At 38.9% G+C, this 24,873-nt stretch carries 12 protein-coding genes; 8 read left to right on the top strand and 4 right to left on the bottom strand.

What is annotated here, in order from left to right; genetic code table 11:
* Positions 1 to 20 precede the first annotated feature (20 nt).
* From IPP61_06970 to IPP61_06935, 8 genes are all read left to right on the top strand, one after another.
* The gene (locus tag IPP61_06970; protein MBL0324907.1) at positions 21 to 1,559 is read left to right on the top strand and encodes a RagB/SusD family nutrient uptake outer membrane protein; all 1,539 of its coding nucleotides are present in this window, start codon (positions 21 to 23) and stop codon (positions 1,557 to 1,559) included.
* A gap of 199 nt (positions 1,560 to 1,758) precedes the next feature.
* The gene (locus tag IPP61_06965) at positions 1,759 to 2,298 is read left to right on the top strand and encodes a hypothetical protein (GenBank protein ID MBL0324906.1); all 540 of its coding nucleotides are present in this window, start codon (positions 1,759 to 1,761) and stop codon (positions 2,296 to 2,298) included.
* Positions 2,299 to 2,378: 80 nt separating this feature from the next.
* Positions 2,379 to 4,682, top strand: a complete 2,304-nt coding sequence (locus tag IPP61_06960; GenBank protein MBL0324905.1) for a TonB-dependent receptor — start codon at positions 2,379 to 2,381, stop codon at positions 4,680 to 4,682.
* Between the two features lie 10 nt (positions 4,683 to 4,692).
* Positions 4,693 to 5,835 (top strand): DUF4249 domain-containing protein, encoded by a 1,143-nt coding sequence (locus IPP61_06955; GenBank protein ID MBL0324904.1) that lies wholly within the window; start codon positions 4,693 to 4,695, stop codon positions 5,833 to 5,835.
* A 69-nt stretch (positions 5,836 to 5,904) separates the two neighbouring features.
* The gene (locus IPP61_06950; protein MBL0324903.1) at positions 5,905 to 9,123 is read left to right on the top strand and encodes a VCBS repeat-containing protein; all 3,219 of its coding nucleotides are present in this window, start codon (positions 5,905 to 5,907) and stop codon (positions 9,121 to 9,123) included.
* Between the two features lie 13 nt (positions 9,124 to 9,136).
* A complete protein-coding gene (locus IPP61_06945; GenBank protein ID MBL0324902.1) occupies positions 9,137 to 12,451 on the top strand; it encodes a VCBS repeat-containing protein in 3,315 nt (1,104 codons plus the stop codon).
* A complete protein-coding gene (locus tag IPP61_06940; protein ID MBL0324901.1) occupies positions 12,451 to 15,735 on the top strand; it encodes a VCBS repeat-containing protein in 3,285 nt (1,094 codons plus the stop codon). The genes IPP61_06945 and IPP61_06940 overlap by 1 nt, the downstream gene beginning before the upstream one ends.
* 116 nt (positions 15,736 to 15,851) lie before the next feature.
* Positions 15,852 to 18,044, top strand: coding sequence for an alpha-galactosidase (locus tag IPP61_06935; protein MBL0324900.1), 2,193 nt, complete (start codon positions 15,852 to 15,854; stop codon positions 18,042 to 18,044).
* A gap of 53 nt (positions 18,045 to 18,097) precedes the next feature.
* Here IPP61_06935 and IPP61_06930 read toward each other — a convergent pair whose 3' ends face one another.
* The 4 genes from IPP61_06930 to ppk1 form a co-directional block, all read right to left on the bottom strand.
* Positions 18,098 to 19,792 carry an alpha-glucosidase gene (locus tag IPP61_06930; GenBank protein MBL0324899.1) on the bottom strand — a complete coding sequence of 565 codons (1,695 nt, stop codon included), beginning with the start codon at positions 19,790 to 19,792 and terminating at the stop codon, positions 18,098 to 18,100.
* 323 nt (positions 19,793 to 20,115) lie between these two features.
* Entirely contained in the window at positions 20,116 to 21,585 is a 1,470-nt protein-coding gene (gene guaB / locus IPP61_06925; protein ID MBL0324898.1) for an IMP dehydrogenase, read from the bottom strand.
* A 377-nt stretch (positions 21,586 to 21,962) separates the two neighbouring features.
* Positions 21,963 to 22,571, bottom strand: a complete 609-nt coding sequence (gene msrA, locus IPP61_06920; GenBank protein ID MBL0324897.1) for a peptide-methionine (S)-S-oxide reductase MsrA — start codon at positions 22,569 to 22,571, stop codon at positions 21,963 to 21,965.
* Between the two features lie 77 nt (positions 22,572 to 22,648).
* Complete coding sequence (ppk1, locus tag IPP61_06915; protein MBL0324896.1) at positions 22,649 to 24,847, bottom strand: polyphosphate kinase 1; 2,199 nt, start codon at positions 24,845 to 24,847, stop codon at positions 22,649 to 22,651.
* Positions 24,848 to 24,873 lie beyond the last annotated feature (26 nt).

Below are 24,873 nucleotides of genomic sequence, written 5' to 3'. Positions count from 1 at the left end.
AATTTTAAATTGAGAAAACAATGAATACAAATAAATTAAGAAATAAAGTTAGACCTGCCCTATTTATTGGCGTGTTGAGCTTTGCATCTTTCAGTTGTACAAATCTGGAAGATGTCGCTCTTGATAAACTTGATAAATCAGGTGCATCAGCATCCGCCCAGTTAACTTCTGCTTTTAACCAATTAGGAGCATTTACTGATCAGGCAAATATTTACGCTTTGCAAGAGCATTCTACTGACGAAATGCAAGGACCAACCCGTGGAACTGACTGGGATGATGCCGGTAGATGGAGAAATATACATACACATACATGGAATGGACAAAGTTCTGATGTCGTTGGAGCATGGGATGGATTAAACAGAGGTCATGCTCTTGCTAACGAAGTAGTTTTTGCAAGTGGTGTTGATAAGGCCAGCTTAGCTCAAGCCCTTTTCATACGTTCTTTCTATGTTTTCCATATCATGGATTTATTTGGACAAGTACCATTTAAGGATAATTCTGGTGGAACTATTGAAAACAAAGTGTTATCTCGCAAAGAAGCTGCTGCAAAAATTATTGCTGATTTAACTGCTGCTTTACCTGATTTACCGGCTGCTACTACTACCAATACAGGTAGAGGTACAAAAGCTGCTGCTCAGGCTCTTATAGCTAAAGTTCAGTTGAATATGGGTGTATATAATGCTGACCCTAAAACTCCAGGTACTATTGTTGCTCCTACGGCAGCTGAGTTGGATGCTGTAATTGCCAATTGTGATGCTATCATCAATTCTGGTACTTATAAATTGACTCCAAATTATTTTGATAACTTCTCACCTCAGAATACTGAGAAATCAACTGAATTGATTTTTGCAATCGCAAGTACTACTGGTCAAAGTTTAAATGCCGGTTCTTCAGTAAGAAACCGTTATTATATGACTACTCACTATAACCAAAACCCTTCAGGTTGGAATGGTTTCACTACTCTTTCTGATTTCTATAACAGCTTTGAAGAAGGCGATTCAAGAAAAGGTGGAAGTGTGATTGATGCTTCAGCTTCAGGTTTAAGATATGGTTGGTTAGCAGGAATTCAGTATGATAAAGACGGAAAAGTATTAACTGACCGTCAGGGAAGTCCACTTAACTTTACTGCCGATTGTAGCTTGGCAACAGCGGGAGAAAAAGAAGGTATCAGAGGTATTAAATATGCACCAGATTTTGGTAACGTTGATGCCCCTGGTAATGACTACGTGTTCTTCCGTTATGCTGATGTAGTAATGATGAAAGCAGAAGCTCTCTTTCGTAAAAATGACAAGCCGGGTGCTCTTGCTTTGGTTAATCAGGTAAGAACTACCAGAGGAGCTAAAGCATTAACTGACCTTACTGATGCTGCCTTGTTGGCTGAAAGAGGTCGTGAGTTTTACTGGGAAGGATGGAGAAGAAATGACCAGATCAGATTTGGTAAATTCAACGATCCTGTAGTAAACAGATCAGCCAAATCAGATGGCTATAGAGTATTGTATCCGATTCCTCAAAAAGAAATCGAGATCAATCCTAACCTTAAGCAAAACGCTGGATACTAAGATTTTTTTTGTATCTAAAAATAATAATAGAAACACCTCATTCTAAATAAGAGTGAGGTGTTTTTTTCAACTTCCATTTAAATTTTGGTTTGGATTCAATTTGTTTGGTTATATCTAAATCTTATTGTTCGGATTTTTGTTGATGATTAAGAGACTTTAGAGTTTTCGGAATACATTTAACTATTATAATACTTTCCCTATGAAATTACTTTACTATTTTTTGCCATTTCTATTTCTTTTTTCTTCTTGTGAGAAAGACATTGATGTGAATAAGCAATTTGAGCTTACTAAAGATAAACAGACAAGATTTATTCTTTCGGTTGAGGGAAAAGACTTTTATGAAGAGGATGCTGTTTTCAGTGGCCATCTTGAAGCAAAAGAGAATTATTTTGTGATGAATTTTTTAAACCAGAATGGGGGAAATTTCATATTGAACCTAAGTGGAAATGGTTGGTATAACGAGAAATTTATCGAAGGAAGAATTTATGGAGCAGCTTCTTCTAATCTGATGTTTGGAAGAGTAGTTGATGCAAAAATCAATAAAGGGGAAGGATACCTTTTTTCTTCCGGAAAAATTGAACCACTTTCAGTATCTAAATCAAAGTTGATTTTTAAATTAACAGGAGAGGCCAAAAAGTACCCTAATGTTTCTGAAACAGACCCCTCATATTCCATTGAAGGATTAATTATTTCTAAAAATCCGGAATTTCAAGAGTTTTCGATAACAAATTCAAAATGAATTGTCTTTGGAAAGGGAAAGTTTTTGTTTTTTTTGTAGCAATATTTTTTGCCCAAAATACTTTCTCTCAAGAAAATAAATTGATTTTTAATATAACTGGTGTGGTTCGTGATTCCTACTCAGGAAAACCACTTGCAGGTGTAAATATTTCAGTGAATTCGAAAAAAAATTTGGGTTCATCCACTGATTCGTCAGGAAGATTTCATCTGTTTTTCCCTAAAGGAAACTATTCTTTCAGATTTTCTTCAATTGGTTATAGTCTTCAGAATTTTGAAATTACAATAGAAAAAGATACGACTTTGGACATCAGGTTGAAAGATGAATCAAAGCAATTGGACGAGGTGGTTATTTCAGCGACATCCAATACCCAATTGACCCGATCACCCTCAATAGGAGTCACTTATCTCAATATAAAAGGCATTAAAAAATTACCAGCCATGCTGGGAGAGGTTGATTTACTTCGTAGTATTCAGACGCTCCCGGGCGTGTCGTCGGTGGGAGAAGGTGCCAATGGCATCAATATCCGTGGAGGTAATGTGGATCAGAATTTTGTTCTGGTTGATGAAGCCCCAATTTTCAACCCCACCCATTTATTTGGGCTTTTCTCGGTTTTGACTACAGATGCAATCCGGAATCTGGAATTATACAAAGGCGGAATCCCAGCCAGGTTTGGTGGCAGAGTGGCTTCGGTTTTAGACATAAAAATGATAGAAGCGAATACTGACAGCATTTCATTTCAGGGTGGTATAGGGCCGATCTCCAATAAATTTTTGGCTGAAATCCCGCTCATTAAAAACAAACTATCTCTGCTTTCAGCTTCCCGGTTTTCATTTAATGATTTTTGGTTCAGAATTTTTGCTCCTGTAAAAATGAAGAATACCAGAGCCAACTTTCTTGATTTGACCAATAAACTTTTCTTTAAAATTAACTCCAGGAACAGCCTTTCGGTATCCACTTATTTTAGCAAAGATTATTACAGAATGGACTCCCTTTTCAGCTTGAGAGGGGTGATTGCAAAGCAAACTGCATTTAATTATGGACAGAACAACATTTCATTAAAATGGAATAAATATGTTTCTGAAAAATTGAATTTTGAACTTTCAACGGTACATAGTTTATATAAAACCAGAACCCAGTCGCCAGATTCGGTAAATGCTTTTGTGCTTGATAATTATATAAAGTATCAGGGAGTAAAATTTATGGTCGGAATAAGTCCTGGCAAAAATCAGATCATCAATGCAGGAATCAATGCGGTTTTTTATGAAATTATGCCCGGTGAATTAAATAAAGAAATTGAATCGGCTGTAAATCCACTCCTTTTGGATAAAGAAAAAGCTGCTGAGCTTTCGGCTTTTTTGGAGGAAGAATGGACGCTTTCGCCTCGATTAGCCGTAAGATTAGGCGTAAGAGGTGTTGAATACAGGCTTTTGGGACCAGCCAAAGTAAGAGAATATTCTGCCGATTTTCAGCCATCTAACAACACATTGCTTTCTGTAAATACTTTAAATGGAACGGTAAACAGATTTTTTAATTTTGAACCACGGGCTTCGGTAAAAATTCAATTGAGTGAAAATGAGAACCTTAAGATAGGCTATAACCGAATGGGGCAATTTTTGCAATTGATTTCGAATAATACCACTCCACTTCCTACTGCCCGTTGGAAACTATCAGACAACAATATAAAACCGCAAATCAGCAATTTCATCTCTGCCGGTTATTTCAGAGAATTGTCCAACGGAATATGGGAGGCCTCGGCAGAAATGTATTTCCGACATACAAAAAATGTATTTGATTATGTTTCAGGAGCCGATTTGCAGCTGAATCCTGCCATAGAAACGCAGCTGGTTGCCGGTAAGGCCCGCTCGTATGGATTGGAATTGATGTTTACCAAAAGACGTGGCAGAAATACCGGTTGGTTGGGATATACTTATTCCAGAACATTTCAAAAATCCTATAATGGTAGCTTTGGAAATGATTGGTACCCATCATTTTATGATCGGCCACATGCTCTAAATTTTACATTGAATACCGTTTCCAATGAGCACAATGCCGTAGGATTGGTTTTTACTGTCAATTCAGGTAGACCTTTTACCTCACCAACAGGCACTTATGTTTTAAATCAACAGTCATTTCCTTTGTATAGCAAAAGAAATAATGACCGTTTGCCGGTATATCACAGGCTGGATTTTTCCTGGACCATTACAAATCCCGGAATGAAAGTTCGAAGATATGAGGACAATTGGGTTTTTGCGGTGTATAATCTTTACGGAAGAAAAAATGTGTATTCCATTTATTTTAAAAATGCCGACGCAGGCATAAAAGCATATTCATTGGGCGTTTTTTCGGCTCCAATAATTTCATTAACTTATAATTTTAAGTTTTAAATATTTGAAAGTGAGGATATTAGGTATTGCATTTTTCTTGTTATTTTTATTTGGCTGTGAAGAAGAGTTGAGAGACTTTCGTCAGGCCGAACAAGAAACTTTTGTGACTATCGAAGCCACTTTTTCCAATATCGAACAATTCCACAAAATATATCTGAACGAATCTTCTCCATATATTTCTGGTGATACTTCTCCAAAAGCCATTTCAGGAGCAGAAATCCAAATCGTCGATAGCCTGGGTGGGGAATTTACTTTTTCAGAGATTGGTGAAGGGGTGTATCAGTCAGATCTGAAAGTCGGTGCCAAACAAGGGCATTCTTACAGGCTGGGTATTAAGCTCAAAAACGGAAAACGATATGAGTCTGACTTTCAGGAACTTTTGCCTCCGCCCGTAATTGGTGATATAATGGATGAATTTGTTTTGAGAAATAATTTTCCAGAAAACAATGCCCAGAGATACGGATTCAATGTCACTGTTGATTTTGAAGATAACAAGAGAACCGGGCAATATTACCAATGGGACTGGATTCATTATGAAAGGGTTATGTTTTGTGCCTCCTGCAACAATGGATATGATTACGGGAAAAGTGATTGCAGTAGAACTGACGAAAATCTTCCCTATTATGAAAAATACAATTCAGATCGGCCTATAAATTACCGGTGTGGGAACAACTGCTTTGATATATCAAGGCCACCACAGTTTGTTTTGTTTGCGGATAATCTTCTGAATGGTCAAAAAATCAATGATTTTCCTGTTGCAAAAATACCTTATGATGGTGCCACAGATTATTATTTTGAACTGGAAATGAGAACCATTCAACCTGAGGTATTCAATTACCTCAATCAGTTGAAAGAAACTACTCAGTCAAACGGAAGTTTGTTTGACATTCCGGCCAATACTCCGTTCAGTCCAAATATCAGATGTGTTACAGAAACCAGGGATAAAGTATTGGGTGTGTTTTCGGTTTTTGGTGCCCAAAAAAAACTAATATACATCAAACGAAACAATTTACCCTCTGACGTAAGGCCGATTTTTCCAATATATCTGGGGCGAGAAGCAATGGCACCTCCGGGTTCTTCGATTTTGCCAACGGTACCTTGCAAAGAAGCCAAATATAGAACCAAACAAGAGCCTGAAAACTGGCACGATTGAAGACATAATACCTAAAAAGACATTATTTTTGTAAATAATTAATTGAAAATAAAGACTCAAAATATTACAATTTTACCTTTGTCTGGCTTGAAATCAGCCATAATAATTTTGTTGGTTATTTCCACAACTTTTTCATGCAATTTTTTCGAAAAACCATTGTTTATTGCACTTGAATCCAATCAAACCTATATAGATTTCAATAACTCACTCAAAGAAACAGAGACCGAAAACGTACTCTCGTACGAATATTTCTATAATGGTGGGGGAGTAGGTGCCAGTGATTTTAACAATGACGGATTGGTAGATTTGTTTTTTACCGGAAACCAGGTCGGGAATGAATTGTATCTGAATAAAGGTGAGTTGAAATTTGAAAAAATTACAAAAAAAGCAGGAGTATCGAAACCCAACGGTGCCTGGGCGACCGGTGTGAGTGTAGTGGATATCAATGCCGATGGCTGGCTCGATATTTATGTTTGTTATTCAGGTTTGAGAGGTGATCTATTGCGAAAAAATCAACTTTTCATCAACAAAGGTTTACAAAATGTTTCCCCTGAGTTTACCGAACAAGCCGAGGCTTACGGTCTGGCAGACAGCGGTTATTCTTCTCAGGCTATTTTTTTGGATTATGACCGCGACGGTGATCTTGACTGCTTTTTAGTAAACCACAATCTGGCAGGATACGAACGAAAAGAGGCCCATGTAATGCGTGCCGCTTATGACTATAATGCCGGTGACAAGCTTTTCCGCAATAACGGCAATAATACATTTACCGATGTTACCCTTCTGGCAGGCATAAAAGCCAATCCCTTGGGTTTCGGACTCGGAGTGACTTTTTCTGATATCAATAATGATGGATATCCGGATATTTTTGTGGCCAATGATTTTGTAGAAGACGACTATCTGTACATCAACCAGCAAAATGGCACTTTCAAGGATCAGATGAGGGGAAATCTTGAACACACTTCATATTCTTCAATGGGTGTCGATATCGCCGATATCAATAATGACCTTTTGCCCGATATCCTGACCACTGATATGCTGCCAGAGGACAATGCCCGACAGAAGCTACTTGTTTGGCCCGACAACTGGAACGTTTATCAGGCACAGCTTAATAATGGTTTTTGGCATGGAAATATGCGTAATATGCTGCAAATCAACAATGGAAACGGGACTTTCAGTGAGATTGGTCAACTAGCCGGTATATCCAATACCGACTGGAGCTGGGCCGGATTGATTCAGGATTTTGATTTGGATAAAAATAAAGATATTTTCGTGAGCAATGGTATCGGTCGAGATTTTACCAATATCGATTTTATAAAATATTCCAGCGAAATACACCGTCCCACGGGAAAGCTTTTGGAAGAATTGAAGAAAATGACCGAAAGCAAAACGGGCAATTATATTTTCCGAAACAATGGAAATACTACTTTTTCAGATGCCAGAAAAGACTGGGGATTTGAAGATTTGACCATTTCAAACGGTGCCATCACGGCCGACCTTGACAATGACGGAGATTTCGAAATTATCACCAACAATCTAAATCAGGCTGCCAGAATCTATAAAAACAATCTTCAGGAAAATAAACCCGTCAATTTTGTAAAAATCAGATTGAAGGGGAATACAAAAAATACTTTTGGCGTAGGGGCTAAAGTAATTTTAAGAGAAAATGGCTCTCAGCAAGTGTTGGAATTTAACCCTGCAAGAGGTTATCTTTCAAGTAGTTATTCTGATTTGGTTATTGGTTGTGGAGAAAAAAATCCAACAATAGAAGTCATTTGGCCCAATGGAAATATTAAAACTTACAACCTTAAAATCAATCAGTTAAACCTCGTTGAAGAGAATTTAGGGCAAAATGCGAAAATGCCTGACTCACAACAAAATACGATTTTTGAGTATGATTCTACCTTACTCAACTTTAAAGTAGAAACAGGATATCATAATGATTTCGAAAAGCAGCTTTTGATTCCACAACACTATTCATATTTTGGGCCAAAACTATGTAAATCAGACGTAAATCTTGATGGATATGAAGACCTGTTGGTGGCCGGAACGGAGTTTACACCATCTGCTTTATTTTTGGGAAGTAAAAAAGGTGACTTCCTGAAAAGCAACAATGTGTCTTTCGAAAAAGCCAATATTCAGGATATAAAAACTGCTGATTTTAACGGTGACCAATACCCTGACTTATATTTTGCAATAGGAGATTATTCAGAAACCAATCCCGATCTTCAGAATGATCAGATATGGCTTAACGATGGCAAAGGGGGTTTTAAGAAAAAAATTATTCTGAATGACGGGATCCATAACAGGACCGTAGAAATCGTTGATTTTGACAAAAATGGCAAGCCTGATGTGTTTTTGGGTGGGTTTGTGAAGCCATTTACCTATCCGGTTGCCCAACCTTCTATGGTGTATTTCAACAAAGGAAACGGTGTATTTGAAAGCAAAAAAGTGGCTTTTGAAGGTTTGGTAACGGCTTCAATAAAATTGGCTGATAATAAAATTCTGGTGGTAGGAGAATGGATGGCTCCAACCATTTTGGAATGGAACTCGGGAGAACTCAAGATAAACAACCAAGGAATTTCCGATAACCTTGAAGGCTGGTGGAATTGTGTAAAATCAGGTGACCTAGACGGAGATGGCGACCTGGATCTGGTGCTTGGAAACATCGGCAGGAATGTACAGTTTAAAGCTAGCCCCGAAGAACCGGCGGCTTTGGTTTTTAGTGATTTTGACCAAAATGGGCAAATTGACCCATTTATGGATTATTACATTCAAGGTTCAGCTTATCCACCTTATAGCAGAGATGAAGTTACTGATCAGATACCATTGCTCAGAAGAAAATTCCAAACCTATAAAAGCTTTTCAACGGCAGTTTTAAGTGATTTTTTTGAGAAAAAGCAGCTCGAAAGTGCCCAAAGGCAGCAGATCAAAGAAACAGAAACCTTGTTTCTCGAAAATCAAAACGGGAAATACATAATCCATAGATTGCCAATTGAGGCACAGTACAGTTCAGTGTTCGACATCTTGATTGAAGATTTTAACCATGACCATAAAAAAGATATTTTGCTGGTGGGAAATAACAGCAAAATGAGGCTCAGAATGGGCAAAATAGATGCTAATTTTGGTCAGATGTTTTTGCAAAAAAATAAATTTCAATTTGATTTTGTGGAACCTCTGAAATCAGGTGTTAAATTAAAAGGAGATGTAAAAAGTGTAGTAAAAATAGGAAACAGGATAATATTTGGAATAAACAACCGGAAAACGGAAGTCTATTCTTTGCGATAAATATTTTAACAAAATGAAAAAATACTTAATACTGTTAATTCTAATACCAGGAGCATTTTTGGGTTGCAAAAAGCAAAATCAGGATGCTCTTTTTGAACTTCTGGATTCCTCCGAAACAGGAATTAACTTCAGTAATGACATCAGGAACTCCGAAAATTTCAATATTTTCAACTATCGCAATTTCTACAATGGTGGCGGTGTAGCTGTGGGAGATATCAACAACGACAACCTGCCCGATGTGCTCCTGACCTCTAACATGGGCGAAAACAAACTTTTCCTTAATAAAGGCAACATGAAATTTGAGGACATCAGTCAAAAGGCCGGGATCACTCAAAAAGGCAAATGGAACACAGGCGTGGTCATGGTTGACATCAACCAGGACGGCTGGCTGGATATTTATATCTGCAATGCCGGAATCGACAAATTTAAAAACAAAGAGGGTAACGCACTGTTTATCAACAACAAAGATTTGACTTTTTCAGAAAAAGCCCGGGAATACGGCCTCGACGATAAAGGTTATACCACTCATGCTGCGTTTTTTGACTATGACATGGATGGCGACCTCGATTGTTATATTCTCAACAATAGCTTTATTCCGGTAAACACCCTCAACTATGACAACAACCGCGACCTTAGAGCCGAGGATTGGCCGGTGAAAGATTTCCTGAAAGGCGGTGGCGATAAACTGATGAAAAATGAAAATGGTAAGTTTGTCGATGTATCAAAAGAAGCCGGTATTTATGGAAGCCTTATCGGTTTTGGTTTGGGTGTAACCGTAGGCGATGTTAACAACGACAATTACCCCGACATCTATATTTCAAACGACTTTTTTGAAAAAGATTATCTGTATATCAACCAGAAAAACGGGAAGTTTTCAGAAGAACTCGAGCAGAGAATTGAGCACACTTCACTGGCATCAATGGGTGCTGATATGGCAGATATCAACAATGACGGCTTTCAGGAAATCTACGTTACAGACATGCTCCCACGGGACGAAATGCGGCTGAAAACCACCACTTCTTTTGACAATCATTATGTGTATAAACTCAAATATGATAAGGGATTCTATAACCAGTTTATGCAAAACAGCCTGCAACTCAATAATCAGGATGGTACATATTCTGAAATCGCCAACTATGCGGGTGTATCGGCAAGTGACTGGAGTTGGGGTGCCCTCATGTTTGATGCCGACAACGACACCAAAACCGATATTTATGTTTGCAACGGTATCTATCATGACCTGATTGATCAGGATTTTATTGATTTTTTTGCCAATGAGGTCAACCAGAAAATGGTGCTTTCGGGGAAAAAAGAGAAATTTAATGACATCATCAAACAAATGCCTTCACGCCCGATTGTCAATAAGTTTTTTCACAATATTGGCGACCTGAAATTTGCTGACGAAGAAGAAAAATTTGGATTTACTGAGCCTTCATTTTCTAATGGTGCCGCCTACGTTGACCTTGACAATGACGGCGATCTCGATTTGGTTGTCAACAATGTAAATCAGGAATGTTTTGTTTACAAAAATAAAACTCAGGAAAGCAAGACTTCTGAGAATAAGAATTTCTTAAAAATTAAACTCAACGGAAATGCTCCCAATCTCAATGCAATAGGCTCTAAAATATGTGTTTTTCTGCCAAATGGTGAAAAGCTGGTAAGGATTATTAACCCTTCCAGAGGTTTTCAGTCAAGTACCGAGTATATGCAGACAATCGGCTTGGGAAAACATACACAGGTAGATTCAATAAAAATTATCTGGCCCGACAGGAAAGTGTTTTTGGCAAAAAATGTAAAATCAAACCAAACTTTAACTTATAACCAAAATCAGGCGAAAATTGAACCTGAAACTAAAGGGCAATTACCCAATACGATTTTTGCAGAAAGTAACCTTATCAATGATTTTATTCATAAAGAAGACTCCTACGAAGATTATTATTCTGAAAAAAATATACCACAAAAACTCAGTGCAGAAGGCCCAAAAGTAGCGGTAGGAGACGTAAATGGCGACAAACTGGTGGATATTTATATTTGCGGAGCCAAAGACCAGGCAGGGGTATTGTATTTGCAATCAGGCGGAAAATTTGTCAAAAAACAAGAACCTGATTTTGAAAAAACAGCCTTCTTTGAAGATACAGCCGCCGAGTTTTTTGATTGTGATGGCGACGGCGACCTCGACCTGTTTGTAGGAACCGGCGGCAATCAGGAAGACCCTAAGGACAATCGCTACCTGAGCAGATTATACAAAAATGATGGAAAAGGGAATTTTTCTGGTGATCAGAAGGCAATTCCCTATTTAGGAACCAACGTTTCCTGTGTTGCTCCCCATGATTTTGATGGAGATGGTGACATTGACCTTTTTGTGGGTAGTCGCTCGATGCCGCTCAATTATGGGCAGGTTCCGCCGAGCTTTTTTCTGGTAAACAACGGAAAAGGATATTTTGAAAATTTAAAAAGTGATGAAAGTGAAACCAAATTTGGATTGGTTAGAGCCGCCGAGTGGGCCGATGTTGATAATGATAACCGCAAAGAATTAATCGTTGTGGGTGACTGGATGGCACCTACTATTATTTCTTTAAAAGGCAGAAAGATACAGAAAATTACCTCCGGACTTGAAAGTTTTCCAGGTTTTTATGGTGACGTGAAAGTTGCGGACTTTAATGGTGACGGCAAAACTGATTTGGTTTTAGGCAATATGTCTGAAAACTCATTCTTTAAAGGATACCCCCTGAAACTTTGGGTAGGAGATTTTGACAAAAATAAAATCAACGACAAGGTCATTACCCGAAATGTAGATGGAAAAGACAAGCCTGTATTTTTGAAAAGAGAACTAATGGAGCAATTTCCATTTCTCAAAGCACAAAACCTTAAACACAGTGAGTTTGCCAAAAGAAGTATTCAGGATATTTTTGATGAGAAAAAAGTGTTGTCTGGAATTCAACAGACAGAGGCTTCGGAGTTCAGGTCGTATGTTGCCATCAACAAAGGCAAGGGGCAATTTGAGATGGTTTTGTTACCTACTCAAGCTCAGTTGAGTGCTGTAAGTGCCATTTCGGTGTTTGATTATGACCATGACAACAAACCCGATATTATTCTGGGAGGAAATTACTATGGGTTTATTCCGCAATTTGGCCGTCTGGATGCCAGCCGTGGTGTGGTTTTAAAAAATATGGGGCAAGGGAAATTCCAGAATGTCTCCAATATAAAAACCGGATTATATCTGAAAGGTGAGGTAAAAAATATCAAAACCCTTCAAATCAACGGTAAAACGTGGTTGCTCAGTGCCAGCAACAATTTGAAACCTCAATTCTTTAAACTCAGTATTTGATGACGAGGCGAATCATTTGGATTGTTTTGGCTTGGTTGGTTTTTTCCTGTAATAAGGAAAACTCAGAGCCCGTTTTCAGGCTTTTGGAAAGCAAGGATACCGGGCTAGATTTTGTCAATAAACTTACCCCCACCAAAGACCTCAATATTTTTAATTATCTGTATTATTACAATGGAGCCGGATCCGGTGCTGGCGATCTCAATAATGATGGCCTCATAGATCTCGTGTTTTCAGGAAATCAGGTGGACAACAAACTCTATCTCAACAAAGGGAATCTGAAATTTGAAGATATAACAATTAAATCAGGTTTTTCTGCCAAAAAAGGTTGGTCCACTGGGGTTTCATTGGTCGATATCAATCAGGATGGCCTTTTAGATATTTACATTTGCAGGGTGGGCGATTTTCTGGGTTTAAAAGGTCATAACCTGCTTTTTGTATGTAAAAATATTGATAAAAATGGCCTTCCACATTATACTGAAGAGTCGGCAAAATATGGTCTGAATTTGGTTGGATTTGGAACTCAGGCCTCGTTTTTTGATTATGATGCCGATGGTGACCTTGATTTTTTTCTGCTGACCCATTCTGTGCATCAAAACAACACCTATAACCAGCGGAGTATATTTCTTGACACTTTTCATCCGCTTGCCGGAGATCGTTTTTTTGAAAATATTGATGGAAAATACATAGAAAAGACCAAAGAAGCCGGAATTCAGGCTTCAGCAGTGGGTTATGGACTGGGCTTGGCTCTCGGCGACGTAAACCTTGATGGCTACCCGGACATTTATGTTGGCAACGATTTTCACGAAAATGATTATTTGTATATCAATCAAAAAAATAAAAACTTCAAAGACCTCTCCACACAGAGTTTTTCTAATACCAGCCGGTTTTCTATGGGTGTGGATGTAGCCGACCTCAACAACGATATTTTTCCGGAAATCTTTTCACTCGATATGCTTCCCTATGACTCTGAGCTTTTGAAACGCTCCGACGGTGAGGATGCTTTTTACAATTTCAAATTCAAACTTTCGCAAGGCTATAGCGTACAATTTGCCAGAAACAACCTTCAGCACAACAACGGTGACGGTACATTTTCAGAAGTAGGGATGTTTGCCGGAGTTCATGCTACCGACTGGTCCTGGTCCACTTTATTGTTTGATTTTCAGAACGATGGCCTTAAAGATATCTATATTTCCAACGGTATCAGCAAGCGGCTCAACGATCTCGATTATATCAATTTTATTTCCAATACCGAGATGCAAAGAAAGCTTTCTGAAGGGAAAATTGATGAACTCGAAAAGGCCTTACATGACTTTTTGCCTGAAATAAAAATCCCGAATCGATTTTATTCCAATAATGGTAATCTGGCATTTAGTGATTTTACTAGTGCTATCAAAAATGCCCGGGATTCTTATTCCAATGGCTCAATCTATGCCGACCTCGACAATGACGGCGACCAGGATATTGTAACCAACAATATTGATGATGCCGCATTTTTGTATGAAAATCTTAGCAATGAACAACATTCCGAAAATCAAACGCTGACGATAGACCTTAAAGGCCCTGAAAAAAACAAAACCGGAGTGGGAACCAAATGCATAGTTTATGCCGGAGGTAAAACTTTTTATCAGGAAAAATTTCCCGTTCATGGCTTTATGTCGTCAATGGAAACACCTCTCCAATTTGGATTGGGTACGGTTAAAAAAATAGATTCTGTTTTGGTAATTTGGCCAGATAATCATTTCGAAAAAATCATTTCGGCTCAAGGCAAAAAACGCATTTCGGTAAGTTATAAATCCAATTTGCCGGTATTTGAATATTCAAAGTTACATAAGGAAAATACTGAATATAAGGATATTAGTGAAGAGATTAATCCTGGAATAGTACACCAGGAAAACGATTTCAATGATTTTGATTATCAGCCACTTTTGCCCAATATGATTTCTAAAGAAGGTCCTGCTTTGGCCATTGGAGATGTAAATCATGACGGACAGGAAGACTTATTTTTGGGCAATGCCAAAGGAAAAGTGTCTGAAATTTACTTACAAAATAAAACCGGCAAACTTCTTCGGTTTCCGCAACCTGAGCTCGAAAACGACAGCCTTTTTGAAGATATCGATGCCCAATTTGCCGATTTTAACCATGACGGCCACCTCGATTTAGCCGTACTTTCAGGAGGAAATCAGTTTGAAAAAAATTCAGAGTATCTCAGACCAAGAATTTATCTCAATGACGGAAAAGGCAATTTCAAAAAGAATCCTTCGGCATTCTCCGGAATCTCACTTTGCGGTTCGGTTTTGCTGGTCAAAGATGTCAATGCTGACGGCCATCCTGACCTGTTTCTGGGTGCCCGCTGTGTGCCATTCGCCTATGGAGAAATCCCGAAATCCTACCTCTTGATTAATGACGGCAAAGGCAATTTTCAGGATAAAACCGAACAATTAATGCCCGGCCTCGGGTTGAAAGGCATGGTTAAATCTGCCGTTTGGACCGATATCAATCAGGATAAAGTCCAAGAGCTCGTAGTAGCCTATGACTGGGGCAAAGTGGTGGTTTTTGAATATAAAAACAAAAAATATGTGGCTCGTGACCTCACCGAAAAGTCGGGTTGGTGGAATTTCGTGTATCCCATGGATGTGAACCTAGATGGCAAAACAGACCTGATATGTGGAAATCTGGGGACCAACAGCCGTCTAAAAGCTACTGAAAATGAGCCGGTTAAAATGTATGTCAACGACTATGACCAAAACACACGGTTGGATCAGATCCTCACTTATTATGTCGGTGGAAAAGAGACTATCTTTATCGATAAGCGGGAGTTGGAGAAGCAACTTCCGTCTTTCAAGAAGAAATTTTTATACTACAAGGATTTCGCCCAAGCCAGCTTAGAAGACTTATTGGGTGTCGAAAAAATAAAAAGTGCCACTATTTTTGAAGCTGATTTTATGGAAAATGCTGTCTTGATTAATAAAGGCAAGGGTACATTTGATCTGATGCCACTAGATGGCAAAGCCCAATGGGCACCATTTTATGCAGCTGAGAAAGTTTCAGATAGTGGAGACTTCCTCATGCTTGGCAATTTTTATGATTGCAATATCCAAATGGGTATTTATGATGCCGACCGCGGCAATATTTATAATTTTTCAGGCAAAAAAGCTATCAAACCCTTTGTTTCTGGTGGGATAAGAGGCCAAATCAAAAAAATTAAAACTATGACCATTGCCGGAAAACAGGTCGTCGTTGTAGCTGGCAATAATCAGGCTTTGAAATTTTATAGTAAGAAATAATTTTTGAACGGTTATTAATTAGTATTACCGTAATTATCTCAAAATAAGTCTGAAAGCTTTTTTAATTAAGTTTGTAATTTGTAAATTGAATACTTAAAATCGCCGTTTGGTTAAAAATGAAAATCCTTAAATTACTAATCACTTTTATATTCCTTGGATGTTCGGTCGTATTTGGACAGAAGACTGTTTTAATTGAAACTAAGGATTTTGCCCAGGTTTTTGAAGTAGATCCTGACCAAAAGCTAAAAAGCATTCATTTTGGTTCAAAACTTATCAATGAGTCTGATTATTCGGCTGTTTCAAATAGTTACAATTATTTTGATAACAATGCCGGAATCTTCAACAATATTTATACTCCGTCCGGTACTTCAAATTTGGTTGAGCCCGCTATTTCAATTATTCATTCTGATGGAAACACTTCCACGGAATTGCTCTACAATACGCATAAAGTTGAGAAACTAAGTGAAAATGTTAGACAAACCGTCATCTCGTTGATTGATCCGGTTTACAATACGATAGTTAAACTTTATTTTAAAGCCTATTTTGATCAAAATGTTGTGGAGCAATGGGCCGAAATTACAAATGGTGAAAAGTCTTCAATCAGGCTTTCAAAATATGCATCAGCAAATTTATATTTTCACAATCAGGAATATTTTCTAAAACACTTTCATGGAGGCTGGGGCAAGGAAATGAAACCCGAAGAAACCCGTTTAACAGCAGGAATAAAGACACTGGACTCAAAACTTGGTACACGTGCAAACCTCTTTCAACCTCCCAGTTTTCAGCTTTCTTTTGAAAAACCTGCTACCGAAACTTCCGGAAAAGTTTTGCTGGCCAATTTGGCATGGTCGGGTAATTTTAAAATTGATTTTGAAAAAGACGCTTACGAAAACCTGCGGTTAATTGCCGGAATTAATCCTCATGCCTCTGAATATCAGCTTGCTGCCAATCAGACATTTAAATGCCCTTCTTTGATTTATACTTATTCGGAAAACGGCATTGGAGAGGCCAGTCGGAATTTACATAGCTGGGCCAGAAAATTCAGAATTCTTGATGGTGAAGGTTCCAGGCTTACACTTCTCAATAACTGGGAGGCAACCTATTTCGATTTTGATGAAAACAAGCTCACTGAACTTTTTAAAGGTGCCAAAAAACTTGGAGTAGATATGTTTTTGCTGGATGATGGGTGGTTTGGCAACAAATATCCCAGAAATGCCGACACCGCCGGTCTTGGAGATTGGCAGGAAAACAGAAAGAAATTGCCCAATGGAATTGGTTATTTGGTGAAAGAAGCAACTAAAGCAGGGGTGAAATTTGGAATTTGGGTAGAGCCAGAAATGGTAAATCCCAAAAGTGAACTTTATGAAAAACACAAAGATTGGGTAATAAGGCAAGACAGCAGGCCTGAGCATTATTTCAGAAATCAACTCGTGCTCGACCTTACTAACCCCGAAGTTCAGGAATTTGTTTTTGGAATTTTAGACAATCTTTTCTCCAAAAATCCTGAATTGGCTTTTGTTAAATGGGACTGTAATGCAGTCATTTTTAATGCCCACTCTGAATATCTGGAAAAAAATAAGATTCCTCAAACCCAGCTCTATGTTGACTACGTAAAAGGATTGTATTCGGTTCTGGAAAAATTAAGAGCTAAATATCCCAAATTACCCATGATGCTATGCTCCGGTGGTGGAGGAAGGGTTGATTATGAGGCTCTTAAGTACTTTACAGAATTTTGGCTTAGCGATAATACCGACCCTTTGGAGAGAGTTTTCATTCAATGGGAAAGCTCAATGTTCTATCCGGCGGTTTCCAGTTGTAATCACATCACTGATTGGAGTAAGGTAGGTTTAAAATACCGCACCGACGTAGCCATGATGGGCAAAATGGGCTATGACATTGTTGTGGATCATCTTAGTGCCAATGAGTTGCTGTTTAGTCAGGAAGCCCTTAAAAAATATGATGAGCTAAAGCCGGTTATCTGGAAAGGAAATTTGTACCGATTACTTAATCCCTGGGAAAGTCCGGTTGCTTCTTTGTTTTATTCCAATCCCGGAAAATCAAAAGCCGTAATGTTTAATTATTTGGTTTCCAATAGGTTTGATATTAATTATACTGTTCGTCCAATAAAACTACAAGGACTAGACCCCAAAAAGAACTATACCATAAAAGAGATAAATCTTTTTCCAGGGACAAAATCAGGGATGGAAGATAGCAAAGTATATACGGGTGATTTCCTGATGAAAATTGGAATAAATCCCAACATTACCCTTTCCAGAACAAGTGTTGTTTTAGAAATATCGGAGAAATGAAATACCATTTAAATTGTCCTATGAATCTTTTTTCGATTCATAGGACTTATTTTCTATTTCACCTCATATACCCTCGCCTCGTAAGGCCTCAGTACTATTTTATTTCCACTTATTTTTTGTGTATCGGAATAATTGTTAATCAGTAACTTACCCAGTTTTTTATCAGTAACCGTACTTGCATTTTTCTTTGAGAAATTCAATAAAACCAATATTTTCTTGCCTTCCATCTCACGGGTGTAGGCATATATGTCAGGATTGTGTTCATCGACCAGCGTGTATTTACCATATACCAGCACCTGATTTTTCTTTCTCAATGCCACCACTTTTCTGAAATAATTCAATGGCGAATTTGGATCCATTTCCTGTGCGGCTGCATTTAGCGTTTTATAATTGGGGTTTACTTTCAGCCAGGGTTCTCCGGTCGTAAATCCGGCATTTTTGGTGTCATTCCATTGAAATGGCGTGCGGCCGTTGTCACGGCTGCCCAACTTCATATCTTCCAGAAGCTTCTTCAGGTCGCCACCATTTTTCTTTTGATATTCATACTCATTTCTACCGGCCACGTCACGGTAGTCATCAATCGTCTCAAATCTAATGTTAGTCATCGCCAGCTCATCACCATTATAATAATACGGCGTGCCACGCATGGTCATGATAAATGTGGTCAGCATCTTCGAGGATAAATCCCGATATTCCGGTGCATCATTACCAAAGCGGGTTACCATTCGGGCCTGGTCGTGGTTGGCCAAAAATATCGATAGCCAGCCTTTTTCTGCAAATTCGGCGTCCCATTTCGAGAACACCTTTTTAAAATGTGTCAGACTGTAGCCGTCGGGTTTTGCGATGTCCACCCCCTCAAAAGCATACGCCATATTTAATTCCTTTCTTTCTGCATCAACCAGATTATGAGCATCTTGCATCGTATTGCCGGCTCCTTCGGCTACACTCATCACCTTATACTTGCTGAAAACCTGCTCATGCATTTCCTTCAGATAATCATGCAGATGTGGCCCCATGGCATAGTATTTCACAAAATCCTTCTCCCAGCCTTTGGGCCATTCCGGGAAGGCGATGTCTTTCGAAGCAAATTGAAACGCATCCAGCCTAAAGCCATCCACTCCTTTTTCTGCCCAAAACTTCATAATATCATACACCTCCTGTCTCAGCTTGGGGTTCTCCCAGTTTAGGTCGGGTTGTTTTACAGAAAAATAGTGCAGGTAGTAGCTATCTGTTGTTGCATCGTACTTCCAGGCATCATGATTTAAATCAAAAAGACTGTATCGGTAAGGAGGCTTACCCTTTTCTGCCGGCCACCAGTGGTAGTAATCGCGGTATGGGCTAGTACGCGAGCTGCGGCTCTGCTTAAACCATTCATGCTCGTCGCTGCTGTGGTTCACCACCAGGTCCATCACGAGTTTAATATTCCGTTCATGCATCCCTTTAAGCATCGCATCAAAGTCGTCCATCGTGCCAAATTCCTTCATAATCGCCCGATAATCACTGATATCATAGCCATTGTCATCATTGGGAGAGGCAAAATACGGGTTGATCCACACCGCCGTTATTCCCAGGCTTTTCAGATAATCCAACTTCGAGATGATGCCCTTCAGGTCACCCACACCGTCGCCATCACTATCCTTAAAGCTCCTGGGATATATCTGGTACACCACTTCTTTTTTCCACCATTCTGTATTATTTGATTTTTGTGCCCACACCGCACCGGCAGCAAAGCATAGCAGCCCCGCCATAAAGAGAGATTTCATTTTAATCATAGGTTATTTCAAACAAAAATAGCTTTTTCTATATTTTTCGAAGCCATTTTTATTAAAAAATTCAATTGGGCGGCTGACCCATGCCATCCCCCTCAGCCGGGGGCTGTCTTGAGTCACCAGGCTATCCGCTACAAGTCCGGCCACGCACCAGCCTGCCGCACTGCGGGCTTTTCGCTACTATCCTTGCCGCGGGGAAAATAAAGTCATATAAAACTGTTTCCCCAGGGTTTTTGCAGAAGATTTACAAAAAAGAGCCTTGAAAAAGAAAAATTAAAAATATTCTGTTTTCAGACAAAGATTTATCTTGTCGAATAGTTCGGTGCTTCTTTGGTAATCATGATATCATGAGGGTGAGACTCCTTCATACCTGAGGAAGTTATTTTTATAAATTTCGCTTTTTGCAAATCCTCAATAGAGCCGGCACCACAATAGCCCATCCCGGCTTTAAGACCACCTGTCATCTGATATATTATTTCGCGGGCCATACCTTTAAATGGCACCCTGCCCACGATTCCTTCCGGAACGAGTTTTTTCACATCCTCGGTTGCATCTTGAAAATAACGGTCTTTCGAGCCATCTTCCATGGCCTCCACTGAACCCATGCCGCGGTAAGACTTAAATTTCCGGCCTTCAAATATTACGATTTCTCCGGGTGCTTCTTCGGTACCGGCTAAAAGGGAGCCCATCATAACAGTGCTTGCCCCGGCAGCTATGGCTTTAGCAATATCGCCTGAGAATCTGATACCTCCATCGGCTATAACCGGTACTCCTGTGCCTTCCAATGCCTGTGCACAAAGATATACCGCCGAAAGCTGCGGCATGCCTATACCGGCAATAATACGGGTGGTACAGATACTACCAGGGCCTACGCCTACTTTTACAGCATCGGCACCGGCATCAGCAAGGGCTTTTGCGGCTTCTCCTGTGGCAATATTTCCACAGATTACATCTAATTTTGGAAATCTGGCTTTAATGCTTTTCAATGCATCTATCACCCCTTTGGAGTGACCATGGGCAGTATCAATGCTCACCACATCAACTCCGGCTTTTACCAAAGCTTCAACTCTGGCTTCCAGATCAGCCGTAACGCCCACAGCGGCACCAGCCAACAACCTGCCCAGCTTGTCTTTGGCTGCATGAGGTTTGTTTTTCTTTTTAAGAATATCTCTGTAAGTAATAAGCCCTGCCAATTTTTTATTATTATCTATAATCGGAAGTTTTTCAATTTTATGTTCCATCAAAATACCTTCTGCTTCTTCGAGGCTTATTCCTTCGGGTGCAGTTACAAGCTTTTCGATGGTCATGATTTCGGTGATAGGCTTTGACATCTGAGTTTGGAATCTCAGGTCACGGTTGGTCACGATTCCTGCCAATATACCTTTTTCGTCAATAACCGGAATCCCACCAATTTTAAACTCAGACATGATTCTAAGTGCGTCGCCTACTACTGCGTTGATATTGAGCGTAATAGGGTCTATGATCATGCCACTTTCGGAGCGTTTTACCCGACGTACCTGATCAGCTTGCTGCTCGATACTCATGTTTTTGTGAATAAACCCTATACCTCCTTCCTGAGCAATAGCAACGGCCATTTCGAATTCCGTAACAGTATCCATGGCAGCCGATACCAAAGGTATATTGATTTCGATATTACGTGTAAGCTTGGTTTTGGTACTTGTATTTTTAGGCAAGACCTCAGAATAGGCCGGAACAAGGAGTACGTCGTCGTAGGTGAGTGCTTCGAAAAGAAGCTTTGATGAGTCTAACATTGGCAAATAATTCAGTTTACTTATTTGCCACGCAAAGCTAAGGGTTTTTTGGGAGAAAATTTCCTAAATATTATTATATTTTAGAAAAATTGATATAATGATTGAAAGAACTTATACTTTTAATCAATTTATTATAAAAGTTGAATATTTCAAATATTATCTGATAGTTATCTATTATTGCTTTATTTATATTTTGGGTTATATTGATTTTGTTGTTTGTTGAACAATCTTTAATCAAAATTAATAACTTCTAAATTATATCTTTCATATCAATTTCACCATTTGAATCAATTCATAAAAAAATTACAATTTACTGAATATCAACAAAAAAGAAGAAACCTTTTGGTCTCTCCTTTTTTAGAATAATATTTTGAGTTTCAATGCTTTAATTTGTCCTTGAATACCTTCTGGAATTTCTCAACTTTGGGTCTCACAACCAGCTGACAGTACGGGTTTTTGTCGGCATTTTGATTAAAATAATCCTGATGATAGTCTTCGGCTTTGTAAAATATTTCAAAAGGCTCCAGTTTGGTCACGATTTTTGAATCATACGCACCGGCTGCATCCAGGTCTTTGATGATTTTTTCTGCAATCTCTTTTTGTTCAGGGTTATGATAGAATATAGCCGAGCGATATTGCGTGCCCACATCGGCTCCCTGGCGATTGAGTGTGGTGGGGTCGTGAGTTTTGAAAAACACTTCCAAAATCTCAGTAAACGAGGTTTTCGTGGTGTCATAAGTAATCTGAATCACCTCTGCATGACCTGTGTTGCCGGTACAAACCTGCTCATAACTGGGATCCTTAACTGTCCCACCCGAATACCCCGATGCCACCGTTTCAACGCCATTAAGCTGTTGATAAACCGCCTCTACACACCAAAAGCATCCTGCCGCAAGGGTTGCGGTTGTTGTTCCTGCTTTGTTTTCCATTTTTATTGATTCTTTCTTTTTAGTTTTTTGGGCACAAGAATTTAACCCTAAAAACATCAACACGATTAAAATTGAAAAGTTTCTCACCACGATAATATTTTGTTTCCTAATAAACGTGATTTCAAGAAAATAGTTTAATACAAGGTACTTATATCTGAATTTTGTTTTTCTTTTCTGAAAAAATACTTGTGAAGGTTAATCACTTCGCCCTCAGGTTTGACCTTAATATATTCGCCATTTTCTTGCAACTCAAAGGCGTTGGTGTTGTCTTCGAGATTTATTTTCAATATATGTACAAGTTGATTTTTGATGTCCTGATTGATAAATTCAAAAATAGATTCGATACGTTTATCAAAACTTCTTACCATCAAATCAGCCGAACCACCAAAAATATGCGGCTTGCCACCATTGTGAAAATACAGTATTCTGGCATGCTCAAGGAAGTTTCCTACTATCGATCGCACGGTAATATTCTCACTTAAACCCGGTCTTCCAGGTCTGAGACAGCAGATTCCCCGCACAATGAGGTTGATTCTAACACCTGCCTGCGAAGCCGCATAGAGCTCTTCGATGATTTCGCGATCTTCAAGCGAATTGACCTTAAAGCATATTCCCGCAGGATAACCATTTTGGGCGTTTTCAGCTTCCTGCCTTATTTTTTGGACAAGGGCTCTTCGCATGTCTTTTGGCGAAGTGATGAGATTTTTATATCCGGAAGGTTGCGAATGACCGGTGATAACGTTAAAAAACTCGGCAATATCTTTGGTATAATCCTGATTGGAAGTCAGAACGCCAACATCAGTATATAGTTTTGAGGTATCTTCATTGTAGTTTCCGCTGGCCAGGTGGGCGTATTGAACCACTTTTGGCCCTTCTTTTCTCACGATGAGCATCAACTTGGTATGGGTTTTTAACCAACCAATACCATAGATTACAAAACAGCCGGCTTTTTGAAGCTTTTCGGCTTCTCTGATATTATTTTCTTCATCAAAACGAGCTTTGATTTCAAACAATGCCGAGATGTGCTTCCCGTTTTCTGCCGCTTTCAAAAGAGCAGCGGTAATTCTGGAATTTTTCGCCAGACGATAAATTGTGAGCTTTATGGCCAGCACATTGGGGTCTTCGGCGGCTTTTTCAAGCAAATGTAAAACCGGATCAAAACTGTTGTAAGGATGATGCAGTAAAATATCATTCTCTTTTATGGCATCAAAAATATTGATTTCGCGGTTGAAATTTTGAGGCTGGACAGTTTGCGGTGAGGCAGGAAGTTTAGTTTTAAAATCCTGATGATTAACAATTTGCCACAAACGAGTGTAATCCATCAGCTCATTATTGACATGAATATTGTATTTGTCAATATCCCACTTTTTCTTCAGAATCGACAAAACATATTGAGATGGATTGCTTTCAATAATTAAACTCACCACTCTCCCTGCTTGGCGACCGCGGATTTTCTCTCTGATCTCATCCACAAAATCAGCATCGGCATCGTCGTTTTCATCTATAGTAAAGTCACCGTTTCTGATAATTCTGAATAAATCAACCGACTCTATAGTAATGTTTTTGTACAATTTAGAAATTTCATTTTTTACAATCTCTTCAATCGGCAGGAATCCAATCCAGTCTTCATTATCAAATTCATAAAACTTAGGAAGGTTGCCGGGTATCTGCACAAAAGACAGTTTTTTGTTGTCTTCGGTTTCAGGGAAAAGTGTGGTTTGTTGGTCGATTGAGACTACTCCAAAAATCAGATTCTTGGGTAAAAGAACAGGGAAAACATGGGTATTGTCACACACCATGGGCGTGAGCATAGGATAAATGGTATTGTCAAAATACTCTGAAACTTCCTTTTTTTGATTTTCAGAAAGTTCATGATATCTTATGATTCTGAAACCATTTTTTTCAAATTGAGGCTTAAGGTCTTCTCTGAAAAGTCGGTTTCGCTCATCGACAAACTTTTTAATATAATTGAGTAATGCTTTCCGGAACGGACCTTCTCTCAACCCTGAATAATCGACACGTTCTTTGTCGTAATCCACGTAATTGTACAAACTACCTACCCTTACGGTCATAAACTCATCGAGATTTGATGCCGTAATGGCCAAAAACTTGAGTTTTTCGAAAATATTCAGATCCTGACGATTAAGTTGATCCAAAACCCGCTCATTAAACCTCATCCAACTTAAATCCCGGCTAATCAGGTTCGAATTTTCAATGTCCTGATCCGATTTTTGGTCTTTTGGGCTAGGATTATAGGTAAACTCGCTTTCGTTGGGATTAAAATCCATTAGATTTTTAAAAAACGACTTTACTCCTTCAGATACACTTCCCATTTATTTTGATTTAAAAAACAAATTCA

The organism is Cytophagaceae bacterium (assembly GCA_016722655.1).
GTDB lineage: Bacteria > Bacteroidota > Bacteroidia > Cytophagales > Spirosomataceae > Leadbetterella.
Note: the sequence above shows the minus strand (reverse complement) of the source record. Positions and strands in the feature narration are given on the sequence as shown.

Coding starts and splice junctions, on each gene's coding strand:
- IPP61_06970 (MBL0324907.1), top strand. CDS start 21: ATGAATACAAATAAATTAAGAAATAAAGTTAGACCTGCCCTATTTATT.
- IPP61_06965 (MBL0324906.1), top strand. CDS start 1,759: ATGAAATTACTTTACTATTTTTTGCCATTTCTATTTCTTTTTTCTTCT.
- IPP61_06945 (MBL0324902.1), top strand. CDS start 9,137: ATGAAAAAATACTTAATACTGTTAATTCTAATACCAGGAGCATTTTTG.
- IPP61_06940 (MBL0324901.1), top strand. CDS start 12,451: ATGACGAGGCGAATCATTTGGATTGTTTTGGCTTGGTTGGTTTTTTCC.
- IPP61_06935 (MBL0324900.1), top strand. CDS start 15,852: ATGAAAATCCTTAAATTACTAATCACTTTTATATTCCTTGGATGTTCG.
- IPP61_06930 (MBL0324899.1), bottom strand. CDS start 19,792: ATGGCGGGGCTGCTATGCTTTGCTGCCGGTGCGGTGTGGGCACAAAAA.
- guaB (MBL0324898.1), bottom strand. CDS start 21,585: ATGTTAGACTCATCAAAGCTTCTTTTCGAAGCACTCACCTACGACGAC.
- msrA (MBL0324897.1), bottom strand. CDS start 22,571: ATGTTTTTAGGGTTAAATTCTTGTGCCCAAAAAACTAAAAAGAAAGAA.
- ppk1 (MBL0324896.1), bottom strand. CDS start 24,847: ATGGGAAGTGTATCTGAAGGAGTAAAGTCGTTTTTTAAAAATCTAATG.